This is a genomic window from Pseudomonas sp. FEMGT703P, assembly GCF_002786345.1.
GTDB lineage: Bacteria > Pseudomonadota > Gammaproteobacteria > Pseudomonadales > Pseudomonadaceae > Aquipseudomonas > Aquipseudomonas peli.
This window is the reverse complement of record NZ_PGCM01000012.1, coordinates 261,311-284,199: the sequence shown is the minus strand read 5'-3', so window position 1 is coordinate 284,199 and position 22,889 is coordinate 261,311. Positions and strand designations below refer to the sequence as shown.

Below are 22,889 nucleotides of genomic sequence, written 5' to 3'. Positions count from 1 at the left end.
CCCGCAATTGCGGGGCTTTTTCTCGGTATAAAGTCGCGCGGCCGGCCTACTCCGTACGGAAACGGACCACCAGCTGTTTCAGCTCACTGCTCAGGCCGCTTTGTTCCTGGGCGTAGCTCTCCACCTCGGCGGCCTGCACCGATATTTGCGTCACCGCGTCGTTGATGGCGACGATGTTCTGGTTGATTTCCTCGGTCACCAGGTGCTGTTCCTCGGTCGCGGTGGCGATCTGCATGGTCATGTCGCGGATCATCTGCACCTTGCCTTCAATGCTCTCGAAGGCGGCCATGACCTCATCGGACAGCACGATGGCTTTGCCCGATTCGACCAGGCTTTGGTCCATGCTCACCGTCACTTCCTTGATGCGATTGACCAGCAGGTTGAGGATATTGTTGATCTGCTCGGTGGAATCCTGGGTGCGTTTGGCCAGGTTGCGTACTTCATCCGCCACCACCGCAAACCCTCGCCCCTGCTCGCCCGCGCGGGCGGCTTCGATGGCCGCGTTCAAGGCCAGCAGGTTGGTCTGCTCGGCGATCTGCTGAATGGTCGAGAGGATGTTGTTGATGTTGACCGTTTCCTTCTCCAGCTCCTGAAGCACCTTGTTGGAGTTCTGGATGCTGGCGCCGAGCTTGTTGACCCCGGACGTGCTGCGGGCGATCACCTCTTTGCCATTGCGCGTGGCCACCAGCCCCTGCTCCGACACATCAGCGGTTTGCACGCAGGTCTTGGCCACCTCGTTGGCCGCCGAGGACATCTCGGTCACCGCCGTGACGATCTGCTCCACCGAACTCAACTGGCGTTGCAGCGTGGCGGACATCGCCGTGGTGCGCTTGTTGGTATCGCTGGAAACCCCATCCATGCTGATGGCGTTCTCCTTGATCACCCGAATCATGCCCTGGATCGACGCAATAAACTGATTGAACCACTTGGCCAACTCGCCGGTTTCATCCTTGCTTAGCAGATCCAGGCGGCGGGTCAGGTCACCTTCACCCTGAGCGATGGTGCGTAGCCCATCCTTCACCAGGTTGATCGGGTTGACGATACGGTTGGCGATCACTACCCCTGCCGCGCCGAATACCAGCACTAGCACCACGCAGACAATCAGGGTGATCCAGGTCAGCTCGCGGGCGCTCGCGTAAATCTCGTCCGCCTGCTTGAAGCCAACAAACTTCCAGCCCAGCTCAGGCGAGGTGTAAACGTTGGCCATATAAGCCACCCCGTCGATCTCCACCTCCACCAGGCCGTTCTCGGTTTTACCGATAACCGCAAAGTGCTCGCCGGGCAGCTCGCTGACCTTCTTGAAGTTGTTATCCGGCTGCAGACCATCCACCAGCAAGGTGCCGCTGCCCTCCGCCAGCATCAGAAACCCGGTTTCGCCGAAGCGCACCTTCTGCGCCATATCGGTGAGCGCCTTGAGCGACACATCCACCGCCACCACCCCGGCGAACTGCCCGGCGGTGTCCTTGAAGCCCTTGAGCACCGAGACATACACCGCGTCATCCGGCTCCCAGTAATAACCGTCGCGGCGGGCCAGGGTGAAATTGGCGTCGCGGCCAATGGGGTACCACTCGCGCTGGCGCGGGTCCCAGTCACCGTAACCCCCGGTGCCCGGCCACTCCACATAGCCGCCCTTGGTATCGCTCATGTACACGTAACCGAAGGTGGGGTTGTTCTTACCGATGCTGGAGAAGTAATCGAAGATCTGTTTCTCGCGTCCACCATTGGCGGTCGCCACCTCGCCCGGTTTGCGCGCCTCACCGAAGTAGGTGGTCAGATCGCCGTTCTGGGCATCCTGCACTGCGGGGTATTCCGCCAGGGCGGAAACGGTGTGGCCCACCGAATCAAAGAAAGTGGCAAAGCTGTTGTTCACCAGTTTCATATCCAGGCTGCTGGACACCAGAAAGTTCTCTTTAGCCTGCTGCGTGACATTGCGAATCGTCAGCAGCGCCACCACCAGAACCGGAATCAGGGTTGCCACCAGAAAGCTCAGCAACAGTTTGGATTTGATATTCATGGGACATCGCCTTCTAGCTGGCCAGTAATACGCTCTATCGGCGCTTGTTGAGGATAGTTAAGGCGTATGACAGCGCCAGCGTCGGGCCAAACAGCTGAACGTCACCTGGCAGCAAACGCTGCCCAACATCATCAATGCCAATTTGCCATCACCGCACATTGTCATTAGCCTGTGCGCCGCCCAGGGACGGGCGATAACAGATGGCCGTTCCTTGCGTACTAACCCGCTGTATCGACAAGGATTCGCCATGAAAAAGATTGCCTACCTGCTGGCCCTGACCCTGCTCGCCACCCTGACCGGTTGCACCATCAAGCACCCGATTGCCGAGGACTACCCCGCCTACCTGAGCAACAACACCGGGGACAGCCAACTGCCCAGCGCCAGCGGCCCTGCCGCCTACGCCCTGAGCCCGGCCACCAGCAGCCACCATTACGAATTCCGCTCCGCCGTGGTGGGCCATGCCAACCTGTGGATCGTCAACTTCGGCCAGATGCTCGACAACACCCTGCAATCGACGGATGTACAACAAGCCTTCGGCCGCCTCGAAGCGAGCCAGAGTGGTGATCTGCCGCTGCTGAGCTTCGAGCTGCAGGAATACCGCTTCGCCGACTTCCGCGCCTACATCACCTTGAAGGTGAACGTCAGCGCGGACGAACAGCAGCTGTTCTCCAAAACCTACAAGGTCGAGGGCAAAAGCCAGGGCGGCAAAATGTTCTGGGGCGGCTCCTTCGCCATGAAAAACGCCATCCAGCAATCCACCAAACTGGCCCTAGACGACATCCTGCGCGACTTTATTCAGGACTATAACCAGCTGAATCTCGCCCAGAAGTAAGTGGCAGCTCTCCGGTCCAATGGTGAATTGGGCCGGTTGATAATGATTTAACCGGGATTACACTTCTCGCCCTTACGGCGATGCATCTGCCCTACTTCTTTTAAGGAAACGCTATGAGCGATGAAGAGAAGAAAGTTGAATGTGGCGTGCATGGAACCAGTGCAGCTACGTTCCTCTGTCGCCATCTCAATGATGGTGAGGGTCAGGGGTTCAATGTGGGTTACGACCCGGAGCACCCAGACAATCTCTACCCCGATGCATGGTGTGACCAATGTGACGCCGTGCTGGAACAAGAGGGGGAATGGAATGACCGTGCGGAGGCGTTTGCGGGTATCCGCCTAGTTTGCGCGGAGTGTTATTGCCATATCCGAGAGCTTAATTGGCTTCAAGATGAAGACATGCTGCATGCGCTGATCACCGATAGCTTCAACTATCTGCAAGAGCAGCAGAACAGCTTTATGGCCACCTACAAGATTGGCGAGCACAGCCGCTGGGATTGGTATCAGGAAACCGGCAAGCTTATTTTCTCGAATGAGGGCACACCGGCGGTAGAGTGTGATGTCGATTTCGTAGGCACCTTCTCGAACCGTTCCGACTTCTGGATGTGGGCCTGGGCGAATGAGTCGTTTCTGGAATTGGTCAAGGCCAGGTCTCGGGAAGTCCGCGCGCTAGGTGATTCATTGAACTTGCTGAAACTGGCTTGTGCCACCTGGTCGGCAGACCCGGTCGACGGCTGGGAAATGACGGCAGTGATGGCTAAGCACCTGGGCGCCATCGGCTCTTATAGAGCCCCCGGTGAAAATGGATTTCTCTACATGGTGGTACGTGAAGCCAGCTGGGTGAGCTAGAGGCCGCAATAGGCTTGGCTCGCTCTCTCCTACCCGGCCATCGTTTGGCTTTAAGCCATCAAGCCGCAATAACCCAGACGACGCCAAACCTAGAGCTTCGAGAGGAGCTTGAGCGTTTGAAAAGCCGACTCGAAAGTCTTATCAACTAAAAACAAGGCCCGCATAACAGCGAGCCTTGTTAGTTCTCAAAACATACTGCTACTAGCCTTATGCCAGAACAGTACTCCTGCTTTTAGACTTCTTCACCTGATACTCCCGCGCCGCCTGATGAAACGCCCCCAGCAGCGCGTTGTAATCCGCCTTCTCCCAATAACGATACTCAGGATGCCACTGCACCCCAACTGCAAACGCCTTGGCGCCAATCACACTGACCGCCTCGATCTGCCCATCCTCGGCCACGGCTTCAACCTGCAAGCCCTCGCCGAGGCGATCAACCCCCTGGCCATGCAACGAGTTGACCTTGATCTGCCGCTCGCCGAACAGCGAATGCAGCACGCCGCCCTCGGTCAGGGCCACGTTGTGCATCGGGCCGTAGGCCACGTCGTCCGGTACATCCTTCACCTCACGGTGATCGAGACGACCTTCCACTTCATGCACCTCGCGGTGCAGGGTGCCACCAAACAGCACGTTCATTTCCTGCATGCCCCGGCAGATGCCAAGGAAGGGAATGCCGCGCTCCAGGCATGCGCGCATCAGGCGCAGTACGGTTTCATCGCGGGGTTTGTCGGCCAGGCCAAGACCGGGATGGTCGTCGCCGTAGAAGCTGGGGTGCACGTTGGAGAGCGAGCCACCGAACATGATGCCGCTGACGCTATCCAGCACCGTGTCCATGTCCAGATCATCGCCGAACGCCGGGATCATCAGCGGGAAGGCACCGAAGCCGGTGACGGCGTGGATGTACTTCTCGCCGACCAGGTGAAACCAGCCAATATCACGGCTGGTCAGCTGCCAACGGCACAGGGGAAGGCCAATCATGGGTTTGCTCATTGCAAGGAGTCCTCTTCATAAATAATTGAAGTGGGCTGCCCTTGGGAGAGCGGGCTTGCGGGCCAGGAAACCCTGAACCCGCTCACCCAAGGGGTGCCGTAACCTGCGGTCACTGCACCAACGCCGCGCCCGCGCGGCTGGTTTGTTGCGTAAAGCGGTACTGCTCCCCTCGCCCGTTTAGTGAGAGAGGGGCTGGGGGAGATGGTTGAAAACACCGTTAAGCGGGCAACAGCCCCTCTCCCTAACCCTCTCCCCAAAGGAGCGAGGGGACTGATCGCATGCACGCGGATGGTCGCGAAAGATCGCCAGCAAGCTGGCTCCTACAGGCCGTCATCCACATCTAAAAAAGGGGGCTGATCCTGCGATCAGCCCCCTGGGTGTTACTTAGCCATTACTCGGGAAAGCGAACTGCGCCGCCTCGTGGCTGGCGCGCTGCGGCCAGCGCTGGGTGATGGCCTTCTTGCGGGTGTAGAAGCGCACACCGTCCGGGCCATAGGCATGCAGGTCGCCGAACAGCGAGCGCTTCCAGCCGCCGAAGCTGTGGTAGCTGACCGGTACGGGCAGCGGTACGTTGACGCCGACCATGCCCACTTCGATTTCGTCGCAGAACAGGCGCGCGGCTTCACCGTCGCGGGTGAAGATGCAGGTGCCGTTGCCGTATTCGTGGTCGTTGATCAGCTGCATGGCCGCTTCCAGGCTGCCGACGCGGACGATGCACAGCACGGGGCCGAAGATTTCGTCGGTGTAGATGGTCATCTCCGGGGTCACCTTGTCAAACAGGGTGCCGCCGACGAAGAAGCCGTTTTCGTTGCCGGCAACCACCAGGTCACGACCGTCGACCACCAGGCTTGCGCCCTGGGCCACACCAGCATCGATGTAGCCTTTGACCTTGTCACGCGCCGCGCCAGTAACCAGCGGACCCATGTCCAGGCCGCAGGAGGTGCCGGCACCGATTTTCAGCGCTTTGATCTGCGGCACGATCTTCTCGACCAGGGCATCGGCGATCTGGTCGCCTACGCACACGGCCACGGAGATGGCCATGCAACGCTCGCCGCAAGAACCGTAAGCGGCGCCCATCAGTGCGCTGACGGCGTTGTCCAGGTCGGCATCGGGCATCAGCACGGCGTGGTTCTTCGCGCCGCCCAGGGCCTGAACGCGCTTACCGCGCTTGGTGCCTTCGCTGTAGATGTATTCGGCAATCGGCGTGGAGCCAACAAAGCTCAGGGCTTTGACTTCCGGCGCTTCGATCAACGCATCCACCGCTTCTTTGTCGCCGTGCACCACGTTGAGCACGCCTTTTGGCAGACCGGCCTCGATCAGCAGTTGGGCGATATACAGGGTGGAGCTTGGGTCACGCTCGGACGGCTTGAGGATGAAGCAGTTGCCGCAGACGATGGCCAGCGGGTACATCCACAGCGGCACCATGGCCGGGAAGTTGAACGGGGTGATGCCGGCCACGACGCCGATTGGCTGCATGTCGCTCCAGGCGTCGATATTCGGGCCGACGTTGCGGCTGTACTCGCCCTTGAGGATTTCCGGGGCGGCGCAGGCAAATTCGACGTTCTCGATACCGCGCTTGAGTTCACCGGCGGCGTCTTCGAGGGTTTTGCCGTGCTCTTCGCTGATCAACTTGGAGATGGTCGCTTCGTGCTGCTCCAGCAGTTGCTTGAAGCGGAACATCACCTGGGCACGCTTGGCTGGCGGGGTGTTGCGCCAGGCCGGGAAGGCGCTCTTGGCCGAGTCGATGGCCAGTTGCATGGTGGCGCGGTCGGCCAGGGCGACTTTCTTGGTCGCCGCGCCGGTGGACGGGTTGAACACGTCAGCGCTGCGGCCGGTACCGGCATTCAGTTCGCCGTGGATCAGGTGGTTAACGAGGGTCATGGCAATTCCTTAATAACGGATCTTGTTTTTGCAGGAGCCTGGCTGCTGGCTCCTGCAGGGAATGAGGGGTCGCTTAGTCGAGGCTGTTCAGCACGTCGCCGACGGCGTTGAACACGGAGTCCAGCTGCTCGGGCTTGGTGTTGAAGGTTGGCCCGAACTGCAGGGTGTCGCCGCCGAAGCGCACGTAGAAACCGGCGTTCCACAGTTTGATACCGGCCTCGAACGGACGGATCACCGGGTCGCCGTCACGCGGGGCGATCTGGATCGCGCCGGCCAGGCCGCAGTTGCGGATGTCGACGACGTTCTTGCTGCCTTTGAGGCTGTGCAGCTTCTCTTCAAAGATCGGTGCCAGGGCGGCGGACTGCTCGATCAGGTTGTCGCGCTTGAGCAGCTCCAGGGTTGCCAGGCCGGCGGCGCAAGCCACCGGGTGGCCCGAGTAGGTGTAGCCGTGGCCAAACTCGACCATGTGCTCGGGGATCGCCTGGTTCATAAAGGTGTTGTAGATCTCGCTGGAAGCGATCACTGCGCCCAGCGGAATCGCGCCGTTGGTGACCTGCTTGGCGGTGTTCATGATGTCCGGCACCACGCCGAAGAACTCGGCACCGGTCCACTTGCCCATACGGCCGTAGGCGGTGATCACTTCATCGAAGATCAGCAGGATGTTGTACTGCGTGCAGATCTCACGCAGGCGCTGCAGGTAGCCAACTGGCGGCACGATCACCCCGGCGGAGCCGGACATCGGCTCGACAATCACCGCGGCAATGTTCGAGGCGTCGTGCAGTTCGATCAGTTTCAGCAGCTCGTTGGCCAGTTCCACGCCACCGGTGGCCGCCATGCCCTTGGTGAAGGCCAGGTTCGACTGCAAGGTGTGCGGCAGGTGGTCGGCGTCCATCATCTGGCCGAACATCTTGCGGTTACCGCCAATGCCACCCAGCGAGGTGCCGGCGATGTTCACGCCGTGGTAGCCACGGGCGCGGCCAATAAATTTGGTTTTGCTCGGTTGGCCTTTCAGGCGCCAGTAGGCCTTGGCCATCTTCACTGAGGTGTCGGCGCACTCGGAGCCGGAGTCGGTGTAGAACACGTGATCGAGGCCGGCTGGGGTCAGCTCGGTGATTTTCTCGGCCAGCTGATAGGACAGCGGGTGGCCGTACTGGAAGCCCGGTGCGTAATCCAGGGTGCCCAGCTGCTTGGCCACGGCCTCCTGAATTTCCTTGCGGTTGTGCCCAGCGCCACAGGTCCACAGGCCGGACAGGCTGTCGAATACGCGACGGCCCTTGTCATCGATGAAGTGATTGCCATCGGCGCCGACGATCAAACGCGGGTCGCGCTTGAAGTTGCGGTTGGCGGAAAACGGCATCCAGTGCGCATCCAGCTTGAGCTGGCTGGCCAGGGACGGGACTTCGATCTGCGGCATGTTCATGGTGGCCTCGGTGTGGGCGATTGAAGCGGTAAAGTCGAATCTGTTGCCAGTAAAGGTGCCACGGGCTTAGAGTCAGGAAAACACGACTCTTCTTATCTTTAGTTAAGCGCTCGCTAAACAAAGACCTCACCATGAGCACCTCACCATGAGCACTCGCCGCCCCGACCCACTGGCCCAAGTCAGCGACTTTGATATCCGCTTGCTCAAGCTGTTTCGTAGCGTGGTGGAGTGCGGCGGTTTTTCTGCGGCGGAAAGCGCTTTGGGCATCGGCCGCTCGGCGATCAGCCAACAGATGAGCGACTTGGAACAACGCCTCGGCCTGCGCCTGTGCCAACGCGGCCGCGCCGGCTTTGCCCTGACCGAAGAAGGCCGCGAGGTCTACCAGAGCACCCAGCAGTTGCTGGCGGCGCTGGAGAGCTTTCGCACGGAGGTCAACGGCCTGCACCAGCACCTGCGCGGCGAGCTGAATATCGGCCTGACCGACAACCTGGTGACGGTGCCGCATATGCGCATCACCAATGCCTTGGCGCGGTTGAAAGAGCGCGGCCCGGATGTGCATATCCACATCCGCATGACGCCGCCGAGCGAGGTGGAGCAAGGTGTGCTCGACGGCCGCCTGCACATCGGCGTGGTGCCGCAGGTCACGGCGTTGTCTGGGTTGGAATACCAGGCGCTGTACGACGAGCGTTCGCTGCTCTACTGCGCGGTCGGCCACCCGCTGTTCTATGTCGATGATCAACAGTTGGAGGATGAGCGGCTGAACGCCCAGGAGGCCATCGCGCCGACCTTCCGCCTACCGCCCGAAGTGCAGAGCCACTACCAGGCGCTCAATTGCACCGCCAGCGCCTCGGACCGCGAAGGCATGGCCTTTCTCATCCTCACCGGACGCTATATCGGTTACCTACCCGACCACTACGCCCAAGCCTGGGTGCAGCAGGGCCGCCTGCGCGTGCTGAAACCGGCCAGCCGCTTCTATGACATCAGCCTAGCCTCGGTGACACGCAAAGGCCGCCGCCCGCACCTGGTGCTGGAGAGCTTTCTGGAGGCCCTGGCCGAAGGTTAACAGGCCGCTGCAAAACTACCTGCGTTGGCAATACGGCGTTAAAAACAGGCTCGGAATGCTCATTTACAGCTCGTAAACTCCGCTTCCTCGCCTGTTTTGACCAGCCGGAGGCTGTTACTGGCGTAGCGCCTTGTCTTGCCTGCCTCGCCTACGTTTTCCAACAGCCTGTTGATCCGCAGCGCTTTGGATCACTGCACAACCTGCTGTTACGCGTCGTTTTTCGCACAAAGACAGTGCACAAGGCCCGGCAAATGGCGCTTAACCAGCTTTTTCTGCCCCTCGCGCTTGTCACCTCAGCGGCGCTGGGGTATCAGTGCAGGCGTCCGAAAACCTGACCACTGCGGAACCGCCCATGACTGTTGAAGTACTTGCGCACCGAGCCGATCCGAACAACAAACCTGCCGGCCGGATTCGGCAGAAAAACGAAGAGGCGATCATCAAGGCCGCCGAGGAAGAGTTCGCCCGCCACGGCTTCAAAGGCACCAGCATGAACACCATCGCGCAGAACGTTGGCCTGCCCAAGGCCAACCTGCACTACTACTTCAGCAACAAGCTGGGGCTGTATCAGGCGGTGCTGGTGAACATCCTTGAGCTGTGGGACAACACCTTCAACAACCTTACTGTCGATGACGACCCAGCCGAGGCGCTGGCGGCGTATATCCGCGCCAAGATGGAATTCTCCCGCCGCCACCCGAAAGCTTCGCGTATCTACGCTATGGAAGTGATCAGCGGGGGCGAGCACCTCTCGCAGATGCTCAATCAGGATTACCAGGCCTGGTTCCGTGGCCGCGCCGCGGTGTTCGAAGCCTGGAGCGCCGCCGGCAAGATGGACCCGGTGGATCCGGTGCACCTGATCTTTCTGCTGTGGGGCAGCACCCAGCATTACGCCGACTTTGCTTCGCAAATCTGCCGCGTCACCGGCCGCTCGCGCCTGGTGAAAGCCGATTACGAAGAAGCCGCCGACCAGCTGATCGCCATCATCCTCAAGGGCTGCGGCCTGACCCCGCCCGCCAAAGACGCCTGATGCCCTTCACCCTGCTCGGCCCTTGCGAGTACCGCGAGGAGATTCGCAAAAGCCGCTTTATCGCCCTCGCCGCGCCGGTTGCCAGCGCGGCCGAGGCGCAGGCGTTTATCACCGCGCACAGCGATGCCAGCGCCAGCCACAATTGCTGGGCGTGGAAGGTGGGTGCGCAGTACCGCTTCAGTGATGACGGCGAACCCGGTGGTACCGCCGGCCGGCCAATCCTCGCTGCCATCGACGCCCAGGAGATGGATCAGGTCGCGGTGTTGGTGATCCGCTTCTACGGTGGCATCCAGCTCGGCACAGGCGGCCTGGCCCGCGCCTACGGCGGCAGCGCCAATAAATGCCTGCAAGCCGCGCCTCGCATCGAATTGGTAGCCCGTGAGCAGTTTCACTGCCATTGCCTGTTTGCCGAACTGCCGCTGCTCAAAGCTCGCCTGGCCGAGCTCGACTGCCTGCTGGAGAGCGAAAGCTATGACGCCAGCGGGGCCGAACTGCAGCTGGCTATCCCCGCGCCACGGGTTGCCGAACTGCAGCGGCTGCTGGCGGATATCAGCCGTGGGCGGAGTGAGCTGCGGCCGCTCTAAATCCTGGCGCAACGCTCTGCACTGCGCCAAAACGCACCAGCATCTCGTCGCCTTGCACCAAGCTAGGGCCACTTAATGGCGTGGTATTACGGCAGGGCTTGCATCGACGCCGCCAGCAGGCTTTTCTGACTCACTGGCCAGCTTTTTGCTTTAGCCAGGGCAGTTGTCATTCCCGAGCCTCTGTCCATGTCCAGTTCCCCTTCTGTTCCACGCTTGCAGCTGAGCGGTATCAGCAAGCGCTACCCCGGCTGCCTGGCCAACGACCGTATCGATCTGAGCATCGCGCCTGGGGAAATCCATGCGCTACTCGGCGAGAACGGTGCCGGCAAAAGCACCCTGATGAAGATCATCTACGGCGTCACCCAACCCGACAGCGGCGAGATTCGCTGGCAGGGTGAGGCCTTGAAAATGCGTGACCCGGCCATGGCGCGCAGCCTTGGCGTAGGCATGGTGTTTCAGCACTTCTCGCTATTCGAGACCCTGACGGTGGCGGAGAACATCGCCTTGGCCATGGGCGCTGCGGCCGGCACACCGAAACAGCTGGAGCCGAAGATTCGCGAAGTCTCGCAGCGTTATGGCATGGCCCTGGAACCGGGCCGGCTGGTGCACAGCCTGTCCATCGGCGAGCGGCAGCGGGTGGAGATCGTCCGTTGCCTGATGCAGGACATCAAACTCTTGATCCTCGATGAGCCGACCTCGGTGCTAACCCCGCAAGAGGCCGACGAACTGTTCGTTACGCTGCGCCGTCTGGCGGCTGAGGGCTGCAGCATTCTGTTTATCAGCCACAAGCTCGGCGAGGTGCGTGCCCTGTGCCAGAGCGCCACGGTGCTGCGCGGCGGCAAGGTGTCGGGGCGTTGCATGCCCGCCGAATGCAGCGATCTGCAGCTGGCGCGGCTGATGGTCGGCGACGCTGAAGGCCTGGAAAGCAGTTACCCGAAAGTCACAGGCGGCCTACCGCGTTTGCGCGTGGATGATCTCAGCTGGCACAACGCCGACCCGTTCGGCTGCACCCTCAGCCAGATCCGCCTGGAAGTACGCAGCGGTGAGATCGTCGGCATCGCCGGGGTCGCCGGCAATGGTCAGGACGAGCTGCTGGCCCTGCTCAGTGGCGAAACCCGCCTGCCGCGCAGCGAGCGCGAACGCATCAGCCTGGACACGCAACCGATTGCCGACCTGTACCCGGACGCGCGGCGCAAGCTGGGCCTGGCCTTTGTTCCGGCCGAACGCCTGGGTCACGGCGCGGTGCCGGATATGAGCCTGAGTGATAACGCCCTGCTCACCGCTTTTCAGCAAGGCCTGCTGAGTAAGGGGCTGATTCAACGCGGCAAGGTGCGTGCCCTGGCTGACGAAATCATCAAGCGCTTTGCGGTGAAGACGCCGGATGCCGATGCGCCCGCGCGCAGCCTGTCCGGCGGCAACCTGCAGAAATTTATCCTCGGCCGCGAAATCCTACAGAACCCCAAATTACTGGTTGCCGCGCACCCAACCTGGGGCGTGGACGTGGGCGCGGCGGCGGCGATTCATCGCGCGCTGATTGCCCTGCGCGATGCCGGCGCGGCGATTCTGGTGATCTCCGAAGACCTCGACGAGCTGTTCCAGATCAGCGACCGCATTGGCGCGCTGTGCAGCGGCAAGCTCTCGCCCCTGGCCGCTACCGCAGAAACCGAAGCGGTAGAAGTCGGCCGCTGGATGGCCGGTGAATTCGCCCCACTTCCCCCTATCACAAGCACGCCGGCAGCCGCTGCTGCCAGCCTGAGCTGACGGAGTTTTCCATGCTGTTATCCCTCGAACCGCGTGGCCAGCAATCGCGCGCCATGCTCTGGCTATCGCCGCTACTCGCCGCGGTGCTGACTCTGTGCAGCGGCGCGCTGTTATTCGCCCTGCTCGGCCACGACCCGCTGGACACCCTGCACACCCTGCTGATCGCGCCGCTGGCCGACTGGTATGGCGTCTCCGAACTGCTGGTCAAGGCGCTGCCGATTCTGCTCTGTGCACTTGGCCTGGCCGTGGCCTACCAGGCGCGCATCTGGAACATCGGCGCGGAAGGTCAGCTGCTGCTCGGCGCACTGGCCGGCAGCGCCATGGCGATCCAGATCATCGACTGGGACAGCCGCTGGGCGCTGGTCTTGGTGGTGCTCGCCGGCGTGGCAGCGGGTGCAGCCTGGGGCGGCCTCACCGCCTGGTTGCGCACGCAGTTCAATGCCAACGAAATCCTCACCAGCATCATGCTCAACTACATCGCGCTGAACCTGCTGCTGTTCTTCGTACACGGCCCGTTGAAAGATCCGGCCGGTTTCAACTTCCCCGAATCGGCGATGTTCGGCGATGCCAGCCGCTTGCCGCTGGTCAGCGAGGACGGTCGCCTGCATGCCGGCCTGTACTTCGCCCTGCTGGCCTTGGTGGCGGTGTGGGTGTTGCTGCACAAGAGCTTTCTCGGTTTTCAGATCAAGGTGCTCGGCCTCGACCGCCGCGCCGCCGGCTTTGTCGGCTTTCGCGAGAAGCGCTTGGTGTGGTTTACCCTGCTGGTCAGCGGCGGCCTGGCCGGGCTGGCGGGTGTCGGTGAAGTGGCCGGACCGATTGGCCAACTGGTGCCGCAGGTATCACCGGGCTACGGCTACGCGGCGATCACCGTGGCCTTTCTCGGCCGCCTGAATCCGCTCGGCATTCTGTTCGCCAGCCTGCTGATGGCCCTGTTGTACCTGGGCGGCGAGAACGCGCAGATGACCATGAACCTGCCCCAGGCGATCACCCAACTGTTCCAGGGAATGATGCTGTTCTTCCTGCTCGCCTGCGACGTGCTGATCCTCTATCGGCCACGACTGAAGTGGAAATGGGCGCAGCGCACAACCAACGCCGAAGCAATGGCCTGACAACGTATCTGTAGGAATTCCCGATGGACCTCGACCTGTTAAGCAATATTTTCTACGCCATGGTGCGCACCGGTACGCCGCTGCTGCTGGTGGCGTTGGGTGAACTGATCTGTGAGAAAAGCGGCGTGCTCAACCTTGGCCAGGAAGGCATGATGCTTTTCGGCGCGGTGATCGGTTTTATCGTCGCCCTGAGTACCGGCAACCTGTGGCTCGGCGTGCTGCTGGCGATGAGCGCTGGCATGCTGCTGTCGATGCTGTTCGCCGCCGTGGCCCTGGGCTTTAACGCCAATCAGGTGGCCACCGGGCTGGCGCTGACCATCTTCGGCGTCGGCCTGTCGACCTTTGTCGGCGCGGCCTGGGTCGGCAAACCGCTGGCCGGTTTCGAGCCCATCGCCATTCCGCTGCTCAGTGAAATTCCGCTGATCGGGCGCATGCTGTTTGCCCAGGACATTCTGGTTTACCTGTCCTTCGCCCTGTTCGGTTTAGTCGCTTGGGTGCTGCTGAAAAGCCGCATCGGTTTGATCATCCAGGCGGTCGGTGAAAACCCCGACGCGGCCAGCGCCATGGGCCTGCCGGTGCTGCGCGTGCGTACCTTGGCGGTGTTGTTCGGCGGAGCCATGGCCGGCTTGGCGGGCGGTTACCTGTCGCTGGCCTATACACCGATGTGGGCTGAAAACATGACCGCTGGGCGCGGCTGGATCGCCCTGGCACTGGTGGTATTTGCCAGCTGGCGGGTATTCCGCGTATTGCTCGGCGCCTATCTGTTCGGCCTGGCCAGCATCATCCATCTGGTGGCACAGGGCATCGGCCTGTCGATCCCTTCCAACCTGCTGGCGATGCTGCCCTATGTGGCCACCATCCTGGTGCTGGTTCTGCTGTCGCGCGACGCGATCAAGACACGCCTGTTTGCCCCGGTATCACTGGGCAAGCCCTGGCAGCCGGGGCACTGACCCCCACGCACCAGCAGGCAGCACAAGCAGCACCTGACGCACCAGCACAGCACCAGCACAGCACCTCCACAGAACCCCGCTTCGGCGGGGTTCTGCGTTTTTACGCCACGCGCAGCGCTAATTGTCCAGTTGGTCAGCTTTTTGCAATCCAACCGGCAGCTGTTTAACAACAACGTACCCACACACATCGGAGTTCCGCCAACCATGTTCGAGAAGAGCAAAAAACCGCTGCTGCGCACCCTCGTTGCCGCCCTTGGCTTTAGCGCCACATTGGGCGCATCTGCCGCCGATCCGTTGAAGGTCGGCTTTGTCTACATTGGTCCGATTGGCGACCACGGCTGGACTTACCAGCATGAGCAAGGCCGTCAGGCGGTGATCAAACAGCTCGGCGACAAGGTTGAAACCAGCTACGTGGAAAACGTCCCGGAAGGTGCGGACGCCGAGCGGGTGATTCGCAACATGGCCAAGGGTGGTTATGACCTGATCTTCACCACCTCCTTCGGCTACATGAACCCGACGCTGAAAGTCGCCAAGCAGTTCCCCAAGCTGACCTTCGAGCACGCCACCGGCTACAAGCAGGACAAGAACCTCGGCACCTACCTGTCGCGTTCCTATGAGGGCCGTTATGTCGGCGGCTTCCTCGCGGCGAAGATGACCAAGACCAAGAAAGTCGGCTACGTCGCCTCCTTCCCGATCCCGGAAGTCATCCGCGACATCAACGCCATCCAGCTGGCCCTGGACAAGTACAACCCCGGCACCGAGATCAAGGTGGTGTGGGTTAACTCCTGGTTCGATCCGGGCAAAGAATCTGATGCGGCCAACGCGCTGATCGACCAGGGTGTCGACGTGGTGTTCCAGCACACTGACAGCCCTGCGCCGATCCAGACCGCCGAACGTCGCGGCGTCTATTCTGTGGGCTACGCCTCGGACATGGCGCACTTCGGGCCAAAAGCTGTACTGACCTCAATCGTCAACGACTGGGGCCCGCACTACGTCAAATCCACCCAAGCTGTGATCGACGGCAAGTGGGCACCACAGGATTTCTGGGGCGGCCTGGCTGAAGACACCATTCGCCTGCCGATCAGCGACCTGGTGCCGGCGGATGTGAAAACCGAAGCCGAGCAGATCATCGCCGACATCAAGAGCGGCGCCTTCCACCCGTTCACCGGCCCGATCAAGGACCAGAGCGGCGTAGAAAAAATCCCGACCGGCGTCGCCGCGACCAACGCCGAACTGGCCTCGATGAACTACTACGTGGAAAACGTAAAGGCTGAACTGCCGAAGTAAGTCATAACCCAGATGCCGTCCCTGCCTCACTGGCAGAACCGCATCAAAAGGACGATGCCTTAACGGGCATCGTCCTTTTTCGCTGCCCTGGGTACGAGAAGACTCGCAGCATGCCCCCACCCGGAGCCTCTATGCACACCCTACCGATTATTGACATCGCCCCGCTTTACTCAGCCGATCCAACCGCCTGGCCCGCCGTGGCTGAGCAGATAGACCGCGCCTGCCGCGAGTGGGGCTTTTTCTACATCACCGGCCACCCGATCAGCCCGGCGCGGATCGCCGAATTGCTGAGCGCCGCCAAAACTTTCTTCGCCCTGCCGGCTGCAGAAAAGCTCAAGATCGACATCACCCAGACAGCCCATCACCGTGGCTACGGCGCGATTGCCACCGAGCAGCTCGACCCGAGCAAACCGAGCGATCTCAAGGAAACCTTCGATATGGGTTTCCACATGGACCTCAACCACCCCGAGGTGCTGGCCGGCAAGCCGCTACGCGGCGCAAACCGTCACCCCGATCTGCCCGGCTGGGCCAGCCTGATGGAGCAGCACTACGCCGATATGCAGGCGCTGGCGCAAACCCTGCTGCGCGCAATGACCATTGCCCTGAATATCGACCGCGATTTTTTCGACACGCGCTTCAATGAGCCGATCAGCGTGCTACGGATGATCCACTATCCACCGCGCCACACCGCCAGCAGCGCCGAACAGCAAGGCGCCGGGGCGCACACCGATTACGGTTGCATCACTCTGCTCTATCAGGACGACGCCGGCGGCCTGCAGGTGCGCAACCGTGACGGTGAATGGATTGATGCACCGCCGATGGCTGGCAGCTTTGTGGTGAACATCGGCGACATGCTCGCGCGCTGGAGCAACGACCGTTACACCTCCACCCCGCACCGGGTCATCAGCCCGCTGGGGGTTGATCGCTACTCCATGCCGTTCTTCGCCGAACCGCACCCGGATACCGAAATCAGCTGCCTACCGAACTGCTCGGACGCCAGCAACCCACCCAAGTATCCGTCAGTAACCAGCGCCGAATACCTGCTCTCGCGCTTTGCCGACACCTACGCTTATCGGCGTGAAGAACAGGCGGGCGCATAACACCGCCCGCGCCCCGGAGGAACGGCCTTAGCCGCGAGCGCGTTGCGCGGTCAAGGCGATTTAGCGCCCGGCTGATTCGGCGAAATCCTGTCCTTACGGTTAAACTTTGTCGCGACCACGCCTGATAACGAGATCTGACCATGTACGACTGGCTCAACGCCCTGCCCAAGGCCGAACTGCACCTGCACATTGAGGGCTCGCTGGAGCCCGAGTTGCTGTTTGCCCTGGCCGAGCGCAACAAGATTGCCCTGCCCTGGAACGATGTTGAAGCGCTGCGCAGCGCCTACGCGTTCAACAACCTGCAGGAGTTTCTCGACCTGTATTACGCCGGGGCCGATGTACTGCGCACCGAGCAGGATTTCTACGACCTGACCTGGGCCTACCTGCAAAAGTGCAAAGCGCAGAACGTCATCCACACCGAGCCGTTCTTCGACCCGCAGACCCACACCGATCGGGGCATTCCCTTTGAAGTGGTGCTGCGCGGCATCAAGCAGGCGCTGGTCGATGGCGAGAAACAACTGGGCATCAGCCACGGTTTGATCCTGAGCTTTCTGCGCCATCTGCCCGAAGAAGAAGCGTTCAAAACCCTGGAACAGGCCAGGCCATTCCGCGATGCGTTTATCGCCGTCGGTTTGGACAGCTCGGAGATGGGCCACCCGCCGAGCAAGTTCCAGCGCGTGTTCGACAAGGCGCGCAGTGAAGGCTATCTGACCGTCGCCCACGCGGGCGAGGAAGGCCCACCCGAGTACATCTGGGAAGCCCTGGACCTGCTGAAAATCAAGCGCATCGACCATGGTGTGCGCGCCATCGAAGACGAGCGCCTGATGCAGCGCATCATCGATGAGCAGATCCCGCTGACCGTCTGCCCGCTGTCCAATACCAAGCTCTGTGTATTCGACGACATGCGCCAGCACAACATCCTGCAGATGCTCGAACGCGGCGTGAAGGTGACGGTGAACTCGGATGACCCGGCCTACTTCGGCGGCTACGTCACCGAAAACTTCGCCGCGCTGTACGACAGCCTGGGCATGACTCAGGAGCAGGCCAAGCGCCTGGCGCAGAACAGCCTGGATGCGCGCCTGGTTTAAGCAAAATCATCGCGACTGAAGCCCCGCCCACAGTCCGTATACGCTGTGGGCCGGGCTTCAGCCGCGACAGATAAAAACTCAGTGATCCAGCTTGCGCCGCTTACCGGTGACCATCGACAGCGGCAGGTTTTCCTTCAGGCGGTAGCTTTCAAACAGCGCCGCCGCGATGTGCAGGCCCACCAGGGCCATCAGCCCATCGGCGCAGAATTCATGGAGTTCCAGCGGTAAATCAGCGCCCCAGAAGTAATCGACCTCCTCCATCAGAAAGCCGGTCACACCCAGGCCGAGCATCAACAGCATCATGCCGATCATCACCAAGCCGCCCAGCGGGGAATGCCCCATGCGGTGGTAATCACGCCCGCTGAGCAATGCCCGCAGGTGTTCGGCCAGGCGCGCCCGGGTCGGCCAAAAGTCCGCCCAGCGCGCAGCCGGTGAGCCGATAAAACCCCACACTAGGCGGATCGCCAGCCAGGCCACGGCGTAGTAACCGAACCAGCGGTGCCAGTTCTCGCCCTCTTCGGTGAAGAAGTAATTGGCCAGGAAAGCGCTCGCCAGAGACCAATGGAACAATCTGACCAGCGGGTCCCAGAGGCGTGTGGTGGCGTTGTTCATCAGTCTTCAACGCCGCCTTTGATGACCTTGCCGCTGACCGGATCGAAGTAAATTTCGACCTTCTGGCCTTCTTTGTTGAAGCCGTAGATTTCGTAGCAGTTGCCACCGGTCACTTTGAACTTCTTAATCTCGTAGCCCTGGGCTTTGAGGTCAGCCTGGAATTTGTCCTGGTCCTGCCACTGCGCCTTGTCGGCGGTGGTGCATTGGGTGGCGGCGAAGGTCAGCGGGCTGGCCAGAACCAGAGACAGCAGAAGCAATTTGCGCATAGTGAAGTCCTCGTGATGCAGGGGAAGGTGTGTGTCTGCGGGGACTACTGTCGCGCGGCAAGCTTAAGGCTGTATTAGGAAACGCAAAGGGCCCATCAAATGATGAGCCCTTTGCCAACACGCCAGATCTATCAGGATCAGAAGTCGTAATCGACCTTGGCCCACAACGTCCGGCCTGGCTCATCAATCCGGGTATCGGCAGGGAAGCCGAAACCGGCATCACCGCCCAGGTTGAGGTGCTCGGCGTATTGCTTGTCGAGCAGGTTATCCACCCCGGCGCTGAGTTTGACCTGCTTGGTTACACGGTAAGCACCATTAAGCGAGAGCACGCCGAAGCCGGCGCTGTCGCTGAAATCCTGCCCCACCACGTTACCGCGCCCGTCCGCAATGCGGCCCTGCCCATCAACCACCCGCCACAGGGCGCCAACGCTCCAGTCGTCACGCTGATAGGTCAGGCCCAGGCGTGCTTCCAGCGGCGGCATCTGCGGCAGCGCTTCGCCATCGGAGCTGTTTTTGCCCCAGGCATAAGCCAGGGTGGCATCGGTCTTCCAGTTGGTCGTCAGGTCATAGGCCACACCCAGCTCGCCGCCCATGATGCGCGCATCGATGTTGTCGGCCTGGGTGCTCATGCCGCGGTAGTCAAACAGGATGTAGTCACGCACCTGGCCGACATAGGCCGAGGCCCAGGCCTGCAGGGCGTCGCCCTGGTATTGAATACCGACATCCAGCTGGGTGGTCTTCTCCGGTTTGATGCCGTCGAAGGCGTTTTTCGCGCCAGCCGGGCCATTGAGGCCGGCAGAGAACAGCTCCCAATAATCGGGGAAGCGCTGCACGTGACCGATACCGGCATAGACGGTAGTCGGCGAGCCGGACAGGTCGTGCTCGTAGCGCACAAAGCCACTCGGTAGGGTATCGGCGCGGGTCTCGCCAGCCGTCGGGTTGGGCGTCGACATGCCCATCATGTCGCTGAAGCTCGGCCGGTAATCCTTGGCCGTGGCACGGTCCAGGCGCGCGCCGGAGACCAGTCGATCACGCTCGTCCAGGCGCCAGGTAGACTCGGCGAACACACCGTAATTGTGCATCAGCGCGTCCTTGTCCCAGGGGAAACGATCGGCGTCGGTGTAGTTACCCATCATGCTCAGGGTGGAGCTGCGCTGGCGGTGTTCGCTGCGCTGAGCATCGACGCCGGTGATCAGCTCGACATCCTCCCACGCCCAGGTGGCAGCCAGGCGTGCACCCAGGGTGCGGCGGTCAACCTGGGCGGCCATCGGCCCGGCCATCATGCTGGTCGGGTCGGGCATGCGCAGGCGGAAGTTGTCCATGATGTGGTCGGCGTAGTTGTAGTAGACCTTGGCCTCGACCTTATCCAGCACGCCACCGAGGTTGCTGCGCTCCACGCGCAGGCCCAGGCTTTCACGCTGGAACTGGGTGCCGTCCATGCCACGGCCGCCGTAGCGCGCCTCGCCATCGCCACGGCCGGCGGTGAGCTCAATCAGCGTATCGTCATCCGGCGTCCAGCCCAGGGCCACGTCGCCGTTCCATTTATCCCAGCGCGAGGGGATGGTGTCGCCGTTTCCGTTCTCGTAATCGTCCGAATGCGAGCGGTTGCCGGTCACCCGCAGGTAGCCCTGCTCGCCGCCCACAGCGCCATCCAGGGTCTGGTCGAAACGGCCGTTGGAGCCCGCCAGCACGCTGGCATGCAGCCGCGCACCCAGCTCACCGAAACGCTCCGGCTCACGGTCGAAACGCACCACACCGGCCGAGGCACCTGGGCCCCAAATCACCGTTTGCGGGCCCTTGGTCACGGTCAGCAGGTCAAAGGTTTCCGGCGAGATGTACGAGCTGGGTGCATCCATACGCCCTGGGCAGGCACCGAGCATCTGCCCGCCGTCGGTGAGCAGCAATAAGCGCGAACCAAACATGCCGCGCAGCACGGGATCACTGTTGCTGCCACCGCTGCGAATCGCGGAGAAACCGGGAATGGTCTTCAGGTAATCGGCGGCGTCACTGGCCGGCACCGGCTGGCGCGGATCCTTGGGGTCGGCCACCACAGTCAGTGGCGAGCTCTGCTGCACGGCGGTGACCACCGTTGGCGGCAATTGCAGCGCGTGGTGTTCCGGGTCGTGTTCGGTGGTTTGCGCGGCATGCGCCTGAGTGGCCAACAGCAGGCCGATACACAGCGGCGCCAGACGGAAAGGTGCAGCGCTGATCAAAAGCGAACGAGTAGACATGAGTATTCCAGAATCGAGACAAAACCAGGGAATGGCCAGCACCGCATACGCGGCACCAGCAACAGGGCAATGGCGATCAGGAATAGGCAGGCGGTGCGCGGCTGCGCGAACCGGGGAAAATAGCTGAGCGGGCAACGCCGCTGCGTACCGGCGGACTATGCCGATCCGCAGGCGCAAAAGCCGTCAGGGCTAGCGTCGGGCTGGCACAACCGGTGGCTGGGCTGTTGAGCAACAGGTTGCAATAGCCGCACTTGGCCCACAGCGCGTCGTGATCCAGCGGGTTGTCATGGCTACCGGCATGCTCTCCGCAGGCCAACTCCGTCAGCCAGGCCGGTGCAGCCGGTGCAGTGAGCTGCGACAGCAACGGCCCGACACTGAGCAACAGCATGGCCAACAGGGCCAGCCAGCTCGCGCGGTAATCGGCGGTGAAGGAGCGATTGCGGGGCATTACGACAACTCAAGAATCCTGCGCCGAGTATGACCGAGGGTCGGCGCAGAACAGCTGATGCAAATCAATGGTGCATGGATCCTGAGCAGGTCCCAGCATAAGCGGCGCAGACCAGCGAGATAGGCTTGCCCATACAAGCAAGCAGCATGGCGTCCTGCGACAGACAGCGGCTGTCACAGGACCAGCAGCGGGTTACCTGACCTTACTTGGACATCCAGTCGATCACGGCCTTGTAGTCCTCGGCCGTACAGTCCATACACAACCCTCGCGCCGGCATGGCATTGAAGCCCTCGGTCACGTGCTTGACCAAGGTATCCGTGCCCTGAGCCAGGCGCGGTTGCCAGGCAGCGGCATCGCCCTTTTTCGGCGCGGTTGGCAACTGACCGTTATGGCACATGCCGCAGGAGCGGTTAAACACCGCCTCAGGATCTTGCGCGGCCTGTACCGAGCCCATCGACAGCAGAGCAAACGTCAGCACGACAACTTTCTTCATATCAAGACCTCATCGGTTTATGTGTTGTTATAGGTATCTGGCAGATACAGCCGATCACCCTCAACCAGGCTGTAGGCATCTTGCGAATAAGGGTGGAAAAGAGGGCTCTCCCCTGAGGGAGAGCCGGTTACCGAGCCTTGGCCGATAAAGAGACCTTCGGGCTTAACCGTGGATGCCCAGACAAGGCAAATTCCTACCCGAAGTCGGCCCATCCTATGGGCAGCCTGGCAGCGCCTCAACTGCGACAACCCGCCACAGCCGTTCGCCATCACTCAGGGGGCTGGCACCTGGGCCAACCTGCGTCAGGCTGTCGCAGCGCTTATTCAGGAATCCGCAACCAACGGCGAAAACCCGCAACGCCGCTGCGACTTAACGGAGACCAGGCAAAGTCGAACCGTGCCGGCGGCAGCACCTGAATATCACCGCCCTGCTCAGCACCACCGACCTTCCAATCCACCAGTGTCATCGGCTGAACAGAACAGGCCAACAGGATGCCCTGCGCCGAACTGGCATCACTGTTGACCCAGCGCGCTGCAGCAGCTGAAAGCAGACTCTCCACCTGTTCAGCGCTGACGTGGGGGGCATACTCAGACAGCAACAGCCAGCGGCAAACGCTGATATGAAAAGTCCAGTCCTGCGCGGGTTGGCGGCGGTAGGCCCAGACCATAAAACGCCGGAACAGGTTTAGCCCTTCCGGCGGATCAAGCTTGAGCAGTGAAGGGCACAGGTCATACAGCAGGTGCCAGTACGGCAGCAACTTGGCATCCAGCGCGATGAACGAGCGCGCGTTGCTCGGGTAATCCGGGAAGATCCGTTCGTTGGCGATACGCCTGTGCACAGGCAACGCCCGACTTTTGGATGAATGCATGATTCACGCTCCTTGCCATACAG

Annotated in this window: 21 protein-coding genes and 1 pseudogene; 11 read left to right on the top strand and 11 right to left on the bottom strand. The window is 61.5% G+C overall.

Features of this window, described 5'->3' with window-relative positions:
* Positions 1-46: 46 nt before the first annotated feature.
* Positions 47-817: a methyl-accepting chemotaxis protein gene (locus tag CUR33_RS20865; protein ID WP_420875475.1), complete on the bottom strand. Its 771-nt coding sequence runs from the start codon at positions 815-817 to the stop codon at positions 47-49.
* Positions 818-907: 90 nt separating this feature from the next.
* Positions 908-2,014 (bottom strand): annotated as a pseudogene (locus CUR33_RS20860) (HAMP domain-containing protein); the annotation flags it as partial.
* Between the two features lie 247 nt (positions 2,015-2,261).
* Between CUR33_RS20860 and CUR33_RS18965 the strand changes: the two are divergent.
* Positions 2,262-2,846 (top strand): lipoprotein, encoded by a 585-nt coding sequence (locus tag CUR33_RS18965; protein WP_289240580.1) that lies wholly within the window; start codon positions 2,262-2,264, stop codon positions 2,844-2,846.
* Positions 2,847-2,959: 113 nt separating this feature from the next.
* Positions 2,960-3,694, top strand: a complete 735-nt coding sequence (locus tag CUR33_RS18960; protein WP_289240579.1) for a DUF6882 domain-containing protein — start codon at positions 2,960-2,962, stop codon at positions 3,692-3,694.
* Between the two features lie 207 nt (positions 3,695-3,901).
* On the opposite strand, the gene CUR33_RS18955 is transcribed toward CUR33_RS18960, so the two are convergent.
* The 3 genes from CUR33_RS18955 to CUR33_RS18945 form a co-directional block, all read right to left on the bottom strand.
* The gene (locus CUR33_RS18955; protein WP_289240578.1) at positions 3,902-4,669 is read right to left on the bottom strand and encodes a gamma-glutamyl-gamma-aminobutyrate hydrolase family protein; all 768 of its coding nucleotides are present in this window, start codon (positions 4,667-4,669) and stop codon (positions 3,902-3,904) included.
* Positions 4,670-5,065: 396 nt separating this feature from the next.
* Entirely contained in the window at positions 5,066-6,562 is a 1,497-nt protein-coding gene (locus CUR33_RS18950) for a CoA-acylating methylmalonate-semialdehyde dehydrogenase (protein ID WP_289240577.1), read from the bottom strand.
* Positions 6,563-6,635: 73 nt separating this feature from the next.
* Entirely contained in the window at positions 6,636-7,982 is a 1,347-nt protein-coding gene (locus CUR33_RS18945; RefSeq protein WP_289240576.1) for an aspartate aminotransferase family protein, read from the bottom strand.
* Between the two features lie 145 nt (positions 7,983-8,127).
* Here CUR33_RS18945 and CUR33_RS18940 point away from each other — a divergent pair, with 145 nt between their 5' ends.
* The 9 genes from CUR33_RS18940 (at position 8,128) to CUR33_RS18900 (ending at position 17,948) form a co-directional block, all read left to right on the top strand.
* The gene (locus CUR33_RS18940; RefSeq protein ID WP_090255384.1) at positions 8,128-9,045 is read left to right on the top strand and encodes a LysR family transcriptional regulator; all 918 of its coding nucleotides are present in this window, start codon (positions 8,128-8,130) and stop codon (positions 9,043-9,045) included.
* A 352-nt stretch (positions 9,046-9,397) separates the two neighbouring features.
* Positions 9,398-10,069: a TetR/AcrR family transcriptional regulator gene (locus CUR33_RS18935; RefSeq protein WP_289240575.1), complete on the top strand. Its 672-nt coding sequence runs from the start codon at positions 9,398-9,400 to the stop codon at positions 10,067-10,069.
* Positions 10,069-10,653 carry an IMPACT family protein gene (locus tag CUR33_RS18930; protein WP_289240574.1) on the top strand — a complete coding sequence of 195 codons (585 nt, stop codon included), beginning with the start codon at positions 10,069-10,071 and terminating at the stop codon, positions 10,651-10,653. Before CUR33_RS18935 ends, CUR33_RS18930 begins: the two co-directional genes overlap by 1 nt.
* A 180-nt stretch (positions 10,654-10,833) precedes the next feature.
* Positions 10,834-12,414, top strand: a complete 1,581-nt coding sequence (locus CUR33_RS18925) for an ABC transporter ATP-binding protein (protein ID WP_289240647.1) — start codon at positions 10,834-10,836, stop codon at positions 12,412-12,414.
* 11 nt (positions 12,415-12,425) lie between these two features.
* Positions 12,426-13,523, top strand: coding sequence for an ABC transporter permease (locus tag CUR33_RS18920; RefSeq protein WP_289240573.1), 1,098 nt, complete (start codon positions 12,426-12,428; stop codon positions 13,521-13,523).
* 23 nt (positions 13,524-13,546) lie between these two features.
* Positions 13,547-14,473: an ABC transporter permease gene (locus tag CUR33_RS18915; protein WP_090255394.1), complete on the top strand. Its 927-nt coding sequence runs from the start codon at positions 13,547-13,549 to the stop codon at positions 14,471-14,473.
* A gap of 204 nt (positions 14,474-14,677) precedes the next feature.
* Complete coding sequence (locus CUR33_RS18910) at positions 14,678-15,760, top strand: BMP family ABC transporter substrate-binding protein (protein WP_289240572.1); 1,083 nt, start codon at positions 14,678-14,680, stop codon at positions 15,758-15,760.
* A gap of 131 nt (positions 15,761-15,891) precedes the next feature.
* The gene (locus tag CUR33_RS18905; RefSeq protein ID WP_289240571.1) at positions 15,892-16,860 is read left to right on the top strand and encodes a 2-oxoglutarate and iron-dependent oxygenase domain-containing protein; all 969 of its coding nucleotides are present in this window, start codon (positions 15,892-15,894) and stop codon (positions 16,858-16,860) included.
* Positions 16,861-17,000: 140 nt separating this feature from the next.
* Positions 17,001-17,948 (top strand): adenosine deaminase, encoded by a 948-nt coding sequence (locus CUR33_RS18900; RefSeq protein WP_289240570.1) that lies wholly within the window; start codon positions 17,001-17,003, stop codon positions 17,946-17,948.
* Between the two features lie 78 nt (positions 17,949-18,026).
* Here CUR33_RS18900 and CUR33_RS18895 read toward each other — a convergent pair whose 3' ends face one another.
* From CUR33_RS18895 to CUR33_RS18870, 6 genes are all read right to left on the bottom strand, one after another.
* Positions 18,027-18,560: a cytochrome b/b6 domain-containing protein gene (locus CUR33_RS18895; RefSeq protein WP_167147538.1), complete on the bottom strand. Its 534-nt coding sequence runs from the start codon at positions 18,558-18,560 to the stop codon at positions 18,027-18,029.
* Positions 18,560-18,826: a PepSY domain-containing protein gene (locus CUR33_RS18890; RefSeq protein ID WP_090255403.1), complete on the bottom strand. Its 267-nt coding sequence runs from the start codon at positions 18,824-18,826 to the stop codon at positions 18,560-18,562. The genes CUR33_RS18895 and CUR33_RS18890 overlap by 1 nt, the downstream gene beginning before the upstream one ends.
* 137 nt (positions 18,827-18,963) lie before the next feature.
* Positions 18,964-21,057 carry a TonB-dependent copper receptor gene (locus CUR33_RS18885; RefSeq protein WP_289240569.1) on the bottom strand — a complete coding sequence of 698 codons (2,094 nt, stop codon included), beginning with the start codon at positions 21,055-21,057 and terminating at the stop codon, positions 18,964-18,966.
* Between the two features lie 76 nt (positions 21,058-21,133).
* Positions 21,134-21,505, bottom strand: coding sequence for a DUF2946 domain-containing protein (locus CUR33_RS18880; RefSeq protein WP_289240568.1), 372 nt, complete (start codon positions 21,503-21,505; stop codon positions 21,134-21,136).
* Between the two features lie 202 nt (positions 21,506-21,707).
* On the bottom strand, positions 21,708-21,998 hold the full coding sequence (locus CUR33_RS18875; protein WP_160089038.1) for a c-type cytochrome: 291 nt from the start codon (positions 21,996-21,998) through the stop codon (positions 21,708-21,710).
* 319 nt (positions 21,999-22,317) lie between these two features.
* Positions 22,318-22,866: a putative natural product biosynthesis protein gene (locus CUR33_RS18870; RefSeq protein WP_289240567.1), complete on the bottom strand. Its 549-nt coding sequence runs from the start codon at positions 22,864-22,866 to the stop codon at positions 22,318-22,320.
* Positions 22,867-22,889: the final 23 nt, after the last annotated feature.